This is a genomic window from Brachybacterium hainanense (genome assembly GCF_042434575.1).
Lineage (GTDB): Bacteria > Actinomycetota > Actinomycetes > Actinomycetales > Dermabacteraceae > Brachybacterium > Brachybacterium hainanense.
In genome coordinates this window covers 98,905-110,852 of the sequence record NZ_JBHLSV010000014.1, presented here as the reverse complement: position 1 = coordinate 110,852, position 11,948 = coordinate 98,905, and the positions used below count along the sequence as shown (strand labels likewise).

The window sequence follows — 11,948 nt, the reverse complement described above, 5'->3', positions numbered from 1 at the left end:
GCCCACCGGGCCCGCCCGTCGGCCCACCGGGCCCGCCCGTCGGCCCACCGGGCCCGCCCGTCGGCCCTGCGGGACCGACCGGTCCACCGCCCGGTCCCTGCGGACCGCCGCCCCGCAGCGGCGTCGACAGCAGCGGGGCCGACAGCTGCAGCACCCGCATCGGCACGCGCGAGGAGTAGTCGGCGCCGTTGAAGCGACCGAACTGACCGGCGGCTCCGGCCGGGCGGACCCCGTCGGCCGCATCGAGCATGGCCAGGGCCGTCTCCGGGGTGGGATAGCCCCCGGAGAACTCCGAGCCCGCCGGCAGCGGGCCGCGGAACCAGGCGCCGGGCGTGGTGAGGATCCCCCACAGCGCGTCCCCCGGGCGGAACCACAGATGTCCCGCGCGGCTGCGATCGCGCAGCGCATGCGCGCGCCAGGTGATGATGGGATGGCTGGACTGCCAGTTCACCAGGTGGACCCACAGGCCCTTCTCCCAGGCGGCACGGTCGGCCAGCTCATGGACGTTCACGTCCGCGTTCAGATACTTGCCTCCGGACAGCACGCCCATCGCGCCCAGCGCCCCGGACGGGCAGTACGCGTAGCCGAAGTTGTCCGCCGTGTACTCCTGCGTGCGCGACAGGGCGCTGCTGAGGATCGGGACGTACTGCAGCAGACTGGTCAGGACGATGCGGAGGTAGCTGACGTGACCGGCGGCGAGATGCCCGACCTCGTGGCCGATCACGAAGCGCAGCGCCTCCGGATCGCGCACCTCGCCGCCCACCTCGAACATGTCGGAGTACACGACGACGCTGCGCCGGAACCCGTGGCCGAAGGCGAAGGCGTTGATGACGCCGTTTCCTCCGGCGACGTACGCGTCGGGGACACGCCTCAGCCCGAACTGCGCGGCGGCCTCCGCGACGATCCGGTAGCCCTCGGGGAACTGGGTGGGGCTCATCCGCACCGAGTTCGCCCGCTGCTGCGCGTACAGCATCGCGCGGCTGAACCAGATGATGATCGGCACGAACATGACGATCACGAAGATCTGCATCGCGTACACGGACACCAGGCCCGTGCCCTCCGCCATCGAGAAGATCGTGGGGCCCTCGCCACGGATCAGGTTCACCAGCGTCATGACGACGAGGACGAGCCACAGCAGGTATCCCGCGAGCGTCAGGACCACCCCGACCCCCAGCAGCGGCAGCTCCCAAGGGTGCCGGACGCCCTTCGGGCCGAGGATCCCGTGGCGGGTCGCCCCGTTGATCAGGTTCGGCGCCTCTCCCTGCCCTCCAGGGTGGTGCTGCGGGGGATGCATGGTCATGTGCTGCTCCTGCCTGCGAGGCCCGGTGCCTGCGCGATGGTGCTCGAGCCGAACCTACCGCGCCGCGCCCCCGAACCGGGACGTCCTTCCACACTGTGCTGGTCAGCGCCCGGATCCTTTCAGCCCCGCCCCCGGCGACCCCGCAGCCATGCGCGCCAGCCCCGCTGCTCGCCACGGAGTCGGTCGCGCTCGTCGTGGTCATCCGAGCCGACGAGATCGCTCCCGGGAGCGGCGGGCCCGCCGTGGCGGACCAGCTCGGAGCCGGATCCCGCCGTCAGCACCTCGCCCTCGACGGCGGCGTCCGCGTCCGTGCGCGCGCGGCGCCCCGTCCCGGACCGCGGCGGTCCGACCAGCTCACGGAGGATCTGCTCGCGCACCTGGGCGGCCACCAGCTCCCGCTCCGCGGCGCGCTCGGCCTCCTGCTCGCGGGCGCGGCGCTCGGCCCGCTCCGCCTCCTCGCGGGCCAGGAGCTCCGCGGCCTCCGCCTCGATCGCCTCCTGCCTCGCCCGCTCCGCCTCCTCCCGCAGGCGGGCGCGCTCGGCATCGGCCTCCTCGCGGCGCAGGCGCCGCCGCTCCCCCGGCCCCTCCGCGAGCCGGTACAGGACCGGCACGATGACCAGCGTCAGCAGCGTGGAGCTCACGAGCCCGCCGATGACCACGACCGCGAGCGGCTGGGCGATGAAGCCGCCGTTGCCGGTGATGCCGAGCGCCATCGGGGTGAGCGCGAAGATCGTCGCGGCCGCCGTCATGAGGATCGGCCGCAGGCGCGTGGCGGCGCCCCGGTGCAGCGCCTCCTGCAGGGCGAGGCCGCGGCGCCGGTGCTGGTTGACCAGGTCGATGAGCACGATCGCGTTGGTGACGACGATGCCGACCAGCATGAGCAGCCCGATCATCGAGGGCAGGCCCAGCGGCACGCCCGTGATCACCAGCAGGCCCAGCGCGCCGGTGGCCGCGAAGGGGATCGACACCAGCAGGATCAGCGGCTGGACGAGGGACCGGAAGATCCACACGAGCAGCACGTACACGAGCAGGATCGCCGCGAGCATGGCGATGCCCAGCTGCCCGAAGGTCTCGTCGATGTCCGCGGCCGTCCCGCCGACGCTGGCCTCGGCGCCGTCGGGCAGCGCGGCCGCCTCGATCGCGGCGTTCGCGGCATCGGTCGCGGGGCCCACGTCCTCGCCGGACGGCCTCAGGGACACGGTGAGCGTCTCCAGGGTGTCGCGCGTGGAGATCGAGGGCCGCGAGGCGACCTCCTCGACGCTCGCCAGATCCGTGAGCGGTATCCCGCCCGCGAGCTCCAGGTCCTCGAGCTGCGCGAGGGTCGACACCGGCTCGGAGCCCTCGACGAGGACGTCCAGCTCGGTGTCGTCCAGGGTGATCGTCCCGATCGCGCCGGGGAACATCTGCTGGGCGACCATGCCGACCACCGCCTCCTCCGTGAGCCCCGCCCGCGCGGCGGCCTCCCGGTCGACGGTGACGACGGCGGTCGGGGTGTCGGCCTCGAGATCGCTGCTGACCTCGGCGACGCCCGAGGGCAGCGGGTCGAGCTCGGCGAGGATCGCGTCGTGCGCGGCCCGGCGGTCCTTCGCGGTCGGCCCCGTGATGAGGATGTCCACGCTCGAGGAGCCGGTCATCGACATGACCTCGGCCGCCTCGACCTCCCCCGGCTCCGGAAGAGAGCTGATCGCTGCGACCATCTCCTCGGTGAGCACCTCCTGATCCGCCTCCGGGTCCGTGGTGATGGAGAAGCTGATCTCGTGCGCTCCGGACCCGGCCGCGAACATGCCGCCGCCGATGGTGGTCTGGACGGTCTGCACGCCGTCGATCGCCAGGAGCGCCTCCTCGCTCGCCGCAGCCTTGTCGGAGGACTCCTGCAGCGAGGTGCCGGCGGGGAGGGTCTGGCTGATCGAGGCGATGTTCTGCCCCGAGTCGCCCAGGAAGCTGACCTTCACCATCGGCAGCAGGAGGACGGTCCCGGCCAGGACGCCGAGGGCTACCACGATCGTCACGACGCGCCCGGCGACGGTGTCGAGGCTCGCGCGCAGCAGCGGCGCATACAGGCGGTGCAGGACGGACCGCTCCTCCCCGGCCTCGGCGGCCTCCCGCACCGCGGTCACCTGCTCCGCGTCCTCGGGGTCGACGTCCGCCGCGGACCGCGGGGCGCGCAGGAACCAGTACGCGAGCACGGGCACGATGGTCAGCGCCACCAGCAGCGAGCTCATCATGGCGATGCCGACGGTGAGCGCGAAGGGCCGGAACAGCTCCCCGGCCATGCCGCCGACCACCGCGATCGGCAGGAACACCACGACCGTCGCGAGGGTCGAGGCGGTGATCGCCCCGGCGACCTCCCCGACCGCGTCGAGGATCGCGCGCATGCGCGTCTTCCCGTAGGCGAGGTGCCGGGTGATGTTCTCGATGACGACGATCGAGTCGTCGACGACGCGGCCGATGGAGATGGTCAGCGCCGCGAGCGTCAGCATGTTCAGGGTGTAGCCCGTGACGAGCATGCCGATGAAGGCGATCAGCAGCGAGGTCGGGATCGAGATGGCGGTGACGACGGTGGGGCGCACGCGCCGCAGGAACAGCAGGATCACGCCGACCGCGAAGAGCAGGCCCAGCAGGCCCTCCTCGGCGAGGGCGAGGATCGAGTCCTGGATGAAGGGGGCCTGGTCGAAGACGACGTCGCTGGTCGCGTTCCCGCCCACACCCGGGAGCTTCTCCTCGAGCGCCGCGGAGACGCCCTCGGAGATGTCCACGACGTTGCCGTCCGCGGTCGCGGTGATCATGAGGACCAGCGACTCGCGCCCGTCCGTGCGGGAGATCGAGGTCGGATCCTCGGGGGTGCGCTGGACGGTCGCGATGTCGGCGAGGGTCGTGATCTCGGCCTGCTCGCCGTCCTGTCCCGTCCCCTCCTGCTCCTGGCGGCCGTCGGGTCCCGCCTGTCCCTCGGCGCCCTGGGCTGCCTCTCCCGGCCGGATCACCATCGCCTCGAGGGATTCGAGCGAGTCGATCCGCTCGCCCAGGACGACGTCGAGGGTGCGGTCGCCATCGGTGACCGAGCCGCCGGGCAGCGACAGGCCCGTCGCATCGAGGGCGGTGGCGATGTCGTCCGTGGTCAGGCCGCGTTCGGCGAGGGCGTCCTCGTCCGGGGTGATGCGGACGATCTCCTCGGGCGCGCCGATCACGGCGACCCGGGCGACGCCGTCGACGCGCTCCAGCTCCGGGACCACGCTTGCCTCCAGCCGACCGGCGAGGTCGGAGGGCACGAGGTCGGAGGAGATCGCGAGCATGACGGCGGGCAGATCGCCGGTGCCGCCCGAGACGACCTGCGGCTCCGAGCCCTCCGGCAGCTGGTCCTCGATGCGGCCCAGCGCCGCGTCGACCTGGTTCGTGGATCGGGCGACATCGGTCCCGTAGGTCAGCTCGACCGTCACCACGGACACACCGGCCTGCGAGGTGGAGGAGGTCCCCTCGACGTTCTCGAGGCCGCCGAGGGCCTGCTCGACGGGCGCGCTGATCCGGTCGCGGACCTGCTCCGAGGAGGATCCGGGGGCGGTGGTCATCACCTGGATCTGCGGCAGCGCCACCGAGGGGACCAGCTCCTGCCGCATCGTCGTCATCGCGAAGGCGCCGATGATCGACACGGCGATGCAGACGAGAGCGATGAACGAACGGTTGTGCAGGCTCAGGGAGGCCAGGCGCTTCATCGGTTCTCCAGGGATCTCGCGCGGGGCCGACGCGCGCTCGTGGGCCAGGGCGCATTGCATCATGGGCGCCTGAATCCGCGCCGGACCTGCCGCCCCCGTGGGCCGCGCACCCCGGCGGACGTGAGCCGCATCGCCCCGCCCCGCGGAGCCGCCGCGCAGGCGACCACAATGGACGGGTGCCCTCCCTCGACGCCTCCTCGTCACGCGCCGCCCGCGCCGCCGTCGACCGCGACATCCTGCGCCTCGCGCTGCCGAGCCTCGGCGCGCTGATCGCGGAGCCGCTGTTCCTCATCGCCGACTCCGCATTCGTCGCCCGCGTCGGCACCACCTCCCTCGCCGGCCTCGGCCTCGCCTCGGCCGTGCTCACCACCGTGGTGGGGCTGTCGATCTTCCTGGCGTACTCGACGACGGCCGCGGTCGCGCGCGCCGTCGGGGCAGGTCGGATGCGCGAGGCGATCGCCCGCGGCGTCGACGCCTGCTGGCTGGCCCTGCTGATCGGCGCCGGCAGCGTGCTGGCCCTGCTGATCGGGGGCCGATGGCTGCTCGACCTGTTCGGCCCCTCGCCCGCCGTCCTCGCCGAGGCGCTCACCTACCTCCGCCTGAGCGCCTTCGGCCTGCCCGCCATGCTGCTGGTCCAGGCGGCGACCGGTCTGGTCCGCGGCCTGCAGGACGCGCGGCTGCCGCTCCTGGTCGCCGTCGGCGGAGCGGTCCTGAACATCCCGCTGAACGGGGTGCTCATCTTCGGGCTCGGCCTCGGGGTGGCCGGCAGCGCGCTCGGCACCGTGATCGCGCAGTGGGGCATGGCCCTGGTGCTCGTGGCGGTCGTGGTCCGCGGCGCCCGCCGCCACGGCGTCCCCCTGCGCCTGCACCGCGGCCAGGTCGCCTCCGCCGGCCGCGACTCCGTGCCGATGCTCGTGCGCACCCTGTCCCTGCGGGTCGTGCTGCTGGCCGGGACCCTGGTCGCGACCCGGCTGGGGGACGTGCAGCTGGCCGCCCATCAGATCGCCGGCACCATCTTCAGCCTGCTCGCGCTCGCTCTGGATGCGCTCGCGATCGCCGGGCAGGCGCTCACCGGCCGGTTCCTGGGCGCGCGCGACGCCGCCTCCGTCCACGCGGTGACGCGGCGTCTGATGATCTGGGGCATCGGCGGCGGCATCGCGACCGGGCTGCTGCTGCTCGCGGCGAGCTACGTCGTCCCCGCCGTCTTCACCCCTGACCCGGCCGTGCAGGAGTCGCTGCGTGCGGCGCTGTGGGTGCTGGTGATCGCCCAGCCCGTCGCCGGCTACGTCTTCGTGCTGGACGGGGTGCTCATGGGCGCGGGCGATGCCCCGTACCTGGCCCGGGTCGGGATCATCAACGCCCTGGTCACCCTGCCGTTCGCGGCCGTGGTGTGGTACTCGGGCTGGTCCGGGCCGATGGGTCTGGCCGCGCTCTGGGTCGCGTGCACGCTCATCTTCCTCGTCGCCCGCGCGATCACCCTCGGGGTGCGCGTGCGCACGGACGCCTGGATGCGCCTGGGCGGCTGAGGCCCGGGGGCACGGCGCGGCGCCGGGTCTCAGCGCGGGACGAGACGGTCGGCGAGGAGGCGCAGCTGGAGGCGGGGCAGGGCGCCATCGAGCGCGGCCGCCTCCGGTCCCATCTGCCCGAAGACCTGTGCCGTGATCGTCCCGACGAGCCCGTTCCAGAGCGTCAGCGCCTGCAGGACGGTCGCCGGAGCCGCAGCGACGCCGACCTCGGCCGCACCGGCGGCGAGCCAGGCGCGGACGGGTTCCGGCAGCTCCTCCGCGGCATGCCCGGGGAACGCGGCGGGGTCCGCCGCGGCGACGATCTCGAGGACGCGGCCCATCACGCGGGTGCCGGGCGGGGTGGTGGCCGCCGCAGGGGCGTCGTAGCCGCGCACCGGGGTGCCGTACAGGAGGGTCCAGCGCTCGGGGTGGGCGAGGGCCCAGTCGAGCATCGCCTCGGCGAGCGCGAGGAACCGGGTCCGCGGCGGGGCCCTGTCCACGTCGTCGAGCCCATCCGGGGGCGGGGGCGCGGTCGGCGCGCACGTCGGGGCTCCGTCCCCGTCGCCGACCCCGCCCTCGGGACCGGACTGCGCGAGGGCGCGGTCGACGGCGTCGGCGAGATCGGTGTAGGCATCGGCGATGAGCAGGGTGAGCAGGTCGTCGCGGCTGGCGACGTAGCGGTAGACGGCGCTCGAGACCATGCCGAGCCCGCGGGCGATCTCGCGGACGCTGAGACCGGCAGGCCCCTGCTCGATGAGCTGCTCCCTGCCCAGGTCGAGGATCCGCGCCATGGTCCGCTCGCGCGCCTGTGCCCTGCTGCCGGTGCCGCCTGCCTGTGCCATGCGGCCATCCAAGCACAAATTCGAGAGCAGTGCTCTTGACTGAAGTCCGAGAGCAGTGTTCACTGTCCCCGAGAATATCGAGAGCAGTGCTCACAGATGGAGGATGACATGCACCACCTCGTCATCGGCGAAGGCCAGATCGGCCGCGAGATCATCGACCAGGCCCGCGACCGCGGGGACGCCGTCACCGTCCTGCGACGCAGCGAGGCCGCCCCCGCCCCTGGCGTGCGGCGCATCCGCGGAGACGTCCTCGACCCCGCAGCCCTCGGCCGCGCGATCGAGGACGCCGATGCCGTGCATGCCGCCTTCCATGCCCCCTATGACTCCCGGGTCTGGCGCCGCGAGCTGCCGCCGCGCGAGCTCGCGGTCCTCGACGCCGCCGCACGGCACGACGCGCCCGTGATCTTCCCCGAGTCGATGTACGGCTTCCAGGGCGAGGCCGCGCGGCTCGCCGAGGGCGCCGCCCCGAGCCCGCGGGACGCCAAGGGCGAGATCCGCGTCCAGCTCCTGGAGACCCGCCGCCGCCATGCCGCCCGCACGGCGAGCATCGTGGCCTCGGACCTCATCGGCCCCACCGCGGTCGGCACGGGGTCCGCGGTCGCCTGCTCTCTGCTCATGGAGCAGCAGGCCGCGGGCCGGCGCGGCCTGATCCTCGGCGATCCGGACGCCCCGCACACCCTCACCTTCATCCCCGACCTCGCCGCGGCCATGCTCCATGCGGCCCGGTACCCGGAGCGCCTGCCCGCCGACGCGATCCTGCACGCCCCCTCCGCACCCGCCCGCAGCCAGCGCGAGCTCGCCCGGGCGGCCGCGGACCTGCTGGAGGTACCGTTCCGGCCTCCGCTGACGATCCCGCGGCTCGTCCTGCGCGCGCTCTCCCCTTTCCACCCCCTCGCGCGCGAGCTCTCCGGCATCGCGGGCATCTGGTACGGACCCTGTCGGCTCGAGCCGGGGCTTCTCACGACGCAGGAGCAGCTGGTTCCCACCCCCTGGGAGGAGGCGCTCGCCCGGACCGTGCATGCCATGAGGCACCCGTCGCCCCGGCCGACGACCACCTCCCCTGGACGGTGACAGACTGGGAACCCGCGTGAACGTCGCGCGACGAAGGAGGAGCCCCGTGTCCCAGCAGTCCCCGACCCCGCAGCCCGTCACGCGGATCACCGTGTTCACCGGCTCCTCGCTGGGCGCCTCGCCCCGGTACGCGCAGGAGGCCGCGCGCTGCGCCGGCGACCTCGCGGAGGCCCGGTTCGGCCTCGTCTACGGCGGAGGCGACGTGGGGCTCATGGGCGTGATCGCCGATGCCGCGCTCGCCGCGGGCGGCGAGGTCCTGGGCGTCATGCCGCAGGTCCTCATGGAGGCGGAGATGGGGCACCGCGGCCTCACCCGCCTCGAGGTCGTCCCGGACATGCACGCCCGCAAGCTGCGGATGGCAGAGCTGGGCGACGCCTTCGTCGCGCTCCCCGGCGGCGCGGGCACGCTCGAGGAGCTGTTCGAGGTGTGGACCTGGCAGCACCTGGGCATCCACGCCAAGCCCGTCGCGCTCTACGACGTCGAGGGCTACTGGCAGCCGCTACTCGCGGCGATCGACTCGATGACGAGCGCAGGATTCCTCTCCGAGCGCTTCCGCGACTCCCTCGTCGTGGCCGAGGACCCGCAGCAGCTCATCGAGGCGCTGCGGAGCTGGCAGGCGCCGACCGCGAAGTGGGCGCCGGAGACCCCTGCCCCCTGAGCGCACGCGGCGCCCGCGCGGCACGGAGATCGCAGGGCGCCGCGTTCATCGGCCCGGCGCCCGCACGCGGCTCATCGGCGCCACAGGTCCCAGGGCTCCTCCCCCGGCTCGAAGCCGGCCGCGGCGACCATGAGCACCGCCTCCGGGAACCCGTGGGCCAGAGCGCCGGGGACGTGCGCATCGCTGCCGAAGCTCACCGCCCGTCCGCCCTCCTGCGCGAACCACTGCGGCATCCACGGCTGCAGGCGGCGCGTGTTCATCTCGAGCGCGCGGCCGCTGGCAGCGATCGCCGCCATGGCATCGCGCAGCTCCGCCTCGACGAGGCGCGGATCGAACGGACCGATCTGCGCCTCCGGCCAGTACCGAACGGCATAGTCGAGGTGGGTGACGACCTCGAAGCGCTCCGGCCCCGCGACGAGGGCCGGGACCTCCGCCAGATAGCGGCGCAGGACCTCCGGCGCATCCAGCCGGCGGAACAGGGTGTTCGGCTCCGCCCGATGCTCCGGCCCCGCCCCAGGCTGCTCGGCGACGTCCAGCGGGAGCGTGTGCAGGGAGCCGATGACCCGGTCGAAGCGGTCCAGGTCCAGGAGCTCGCGCGCGGCCGCGGTGCGCAGATGCGGCTGCCCGAACTCGAGGCCGGTGCCGATCCGCAGCTGCGGGAACAGCGCCCGGCAGCGCTCGATGCTCGCGAAGTAGCCGTCCACGTCCAGGCGCGGCACCGCGACGATGCCGTCCTCCCCCACCAGATGCCGCTCATGGTCGGCGAAGTCGTCCAGATCGGTGAACCAGGCGGGCTCGAGGTCCAGGTGCTCGGTGAAGAACAGCCCGGGCAGGCCGATGCGCACCGCCCGCGCGCACGTCGCCTCCATCGTCCCCGCGGCGGCCGATCCCGGACCGCCCGTGTCCCAGGAGAACTCGCTGTGCACGTGGCTGTCCGCGGGCAGCGCCGGGAGGGCGGCGCGGTCGGGGCGATCAGCGGCGGACGCGGCAGGCGGGGTCATCGCCCCAGCGTGCCACAGTCCCGCCGCCGGCCGCGCACATGGCAGAACGTGAGCACATGTGGCACCTGCGATCGTTCTCGTGCATGATGGCGGGCGCTGTCCGGGCCGCGCATCGGCCCGGCGCACCGCCGCTGTCACCGCTGACCAGGAGCCCCGCCCGTGCTGTCCCACCTCACCGATTCCCTCGAGAAGGTGCTGGGCGATGCCGCCCCGCGCCCGGCCGCCGCCCCGGCGGGCCTCCACGCCTCCGGCTTCCTCGGCGAGACCTTGTCCCTGCAGGTCGCGCTGAAGCTCGAGGAAGGCGAGGGCACCGAGCTCGTCGTCTCCCTCGACGGCGACCTCGCCCCCGCCGCGACGGTCAGCGCCGTGCGCCGCGTACCCGTCTCCTTCGCCGCCGCCGACGAGGTGGACGAGCACTACCTCGTGACCGAGCCCGGCGACTACCCCGACCTGCTCCAGCCCATCGGCTCCGACGGCGTGGAGTCGATCCTCGTGACCCCCGGGATCTGGGAGGCCGTGTGGATCGACGTGCGCGTGGACGATCCGGCGCTCGCCGGGGACCACGAGCTGTCGGTGTCCCTGCGCACCGCGGGAGCATCGGCCCAGCACACGGCCCGGATCCAGATCCACCCGCACACGCTGCCGGAGCTCGCGATCCTCAACACCCACTGGCTGCACGCGGATAGCCTCTCCACCTACTACGACGTGCCGGTCTTCTCCGAGCGCCACTGGGAGCTGCTCGAGGCGTGCTTCGCCTCCGCCCGCGCGATGGACGTCAACTCCGTGCTCACGCCCGTGTGGACGCCGCCGCTGGACACCGCCGAGGGGCACACCCGGCCCACCGTGCAGCTCGTCGGCATCCGCGAGGACGCCCCGGGCAGCTACGCCTTCGACCTCGCGAACCTGGACCGCTGGCTCGAGCTGTGCCGCGTGGCCGGCTTCCGCGCCCTCGAGATGGCGCACCTGTTCACGCAGTGGGGCGCCCGCTTCACGCCGAAGATCGTCGTGGACACGGCCGAGGGACCCGTCGAGCGCTTCGGCTGGCACGTCGAGGCGACCGACCCCTCCTACCGCGCCCTCCTGGAGCAGCTCATCCCCGCCCTGCGCTCCCACCTCGCCGAGCACTGGGACGGCCAGGTCATGTGGCATATCAGCGACGAGCCCGGCGAGGAGCACCTCGAGGCCTACCAGGCGGCGAAGTCGCAGGTCGCAGACCTGCTCGAGGGGGCGGAGGTGGTCGATGCCCTCAGCTCCTACGAGTTCTTCTCCCGGGGCCTCGTCGCCACGCCGATCGTCGCCACGAACCACGCCGGCCCCTTCCTCGAGGCCGGGGAGAAGCCGTGGGTGTACTACTGCGTCTCGCAGAACCGCGACGTCGCCAACCGCTTCATCTCCCAGCCCTCCGTGCGCAACCGCGTGCTGGGCCGCCAGCTGTTCGTCCTCGACGCGCCCGGGTTCCTGCACTGGGGCTACAACTTCTGGTGGTCGCAGTTCTCGCTGCGGGCGATCGACCCCTTCGAGGACACCTGCTCCGGCGGAAACTTCCCCGGCGGCGACCCCTTCGCGATCTACCCCGGCCCCGACGGCACGCCGTGGCTGTCCATCCGCCATCGCGTCTTCGCGCAGGGCATGGCCGACCACCGCGCCCTCACCTGGCTCGCCTCGCTCGCCGGTGCCGACGCCGCCAAGGCCCTCGTGGACGAGGACGGCACCCTCGCCTACGACCGCTTCAGCTACGACGTGGACGCGCACCTCGGTGCCCGCCGCGCCGTCGACGAGGCGATCCTCGCGCAGCTGGGGTGACGGACGGGGCGGGGGCGGGAATCTCCTGTCGTCTCAGAGCCGAAAACGGCGTTCTGCTCCG

At 73.4% G+C, this 11,948-nt stretch carries 8 protein-coding genes; 4 read left to right on the top strand and 4 right to left on the bottom strand.

Annotation, left to right across the window (positions count from 1 at the left end; all coding sequences use genetic code 11):
• Together ACFFF6_RS12410 and ACFFF6_RS12405 are read right to left on the bottom strand one after the other, a co-directional pair.
• A partial coding sequence (locus tag ACFFF6_RS12410) for a M48 family metallopeptidase (protein ID WP_376981153.1) occupies positions 1–1,300 on the bottom strand: 1,300 nt, incomplete at its 3' end.
• 119 nt (positions 1,301–1,419) lie between these two features.
• On the bottom strand, positions 1,420–5,007 hold the full coding sequence (locus ACFFF6_RS12405) for an efflux RND transporter permease subunit (protein ID WP_376981151.1): 3,588 nt from the start codon (positions 5,005–5,007) through the stop codon (positions 1,420–1,422).
• A 176-nt stretch (positions 5,008–5,183) separates the two neighbouring features.
• Between ACFFF6_RS12405 and ACFFF6_RS12400 the strand changes: the two genes are divergently transcribed.
• Positions 5,184–6,533, top strand: coding sequence for an MATE family efflux transporter (locus ACFFF6_RS12400; RefSeq protein ID WP_376981149.1), 1,350 nt, complete (start codon positions 5,184–5,186; stop codon positions 6,531–6,533).
• Positions 6,534–6,562: 29 nt separating this feature from the next.
• Here ACFFF6_RS12400 and ACFFF6_RS12395 read toward each other — a convergent pair whose 3' ends face one another.
• Positions 6,563–7,354, bottom strand: a complete 792-nt coding sequence (locus ACFFF6_RS12395; protein ID WP_376981148.1) for a TetR/AcrR family transcriptional regulator — start codon at positions 7,352–7,354, stop codon at positions 6,563–6,565.
• Between the two features lie 108 nt (positions 7,355–7,462).
• Here ACFFF6_RS12395 and ACFFF6_RS12390 point away from each other — a divergent pair, with 108 nt between their 5' ends.
• Both ACFFF6_RS12390 and ACFFF6_RS12385 read left to right on the top strand, forming a co-directional pair.
• A complete protein-coding gene (locus ACFFF6_RS12390; protein ID WP_376981146.1) occupies positions 7,463–8,425 on the top strand; it encodes an NAD(P)H-binding protein in 963 nt (320 codons plus the stop codon).
• Between the two features lie 46 nt (positions 8,426–8,471).
• A complete protein-coding gene (locus tag ACFFF6_RS12385) occupies positions 8,472–9,083 on the top strand; it encodes an LOG family protein (protein ID WP_376981144.1) in 612 nt (203 codons plus the stop codon).
• A 71-nt stretch (positions 9,084–9,154) separates the two neighbouring features.
• Here ACFFF6_RS12385 and ACFFF6_RS12380 read toward each other — a convergent pair whose 3' ends face one another.
• Positions 9,155–10,084: a PHP domain-containing protein gene (locus ACFFF6_RS12380; protein ID WP_376981142.1), complete on the bottom strand. Its 930-nt coding sequence runs from the start codon at positions 10,082–10,084 to the stop codon at positions 9,155–9,157.
• Positions 10,085–10,243: 159 nt separating this feature from the next.
• Between ACFFF6_RS12380 and ACFFF6_RS12375 the strand changes: the two genes are divergently transcribed.
• Positions 10,244–11,887: a glycoside hydrolase domain-containing protein gene (locus tag ACFFF6_RS12375; protein WP_376981140.1), complete on the top strand. Its 1,644-nt coding sequence runs from the start codon at positions 10,244–10,246 to the stop codon at positions 11,885–11,887.
• The last annotated feature ends 61 nt before the right edge of the window (positions 11,888–11,948 follow it).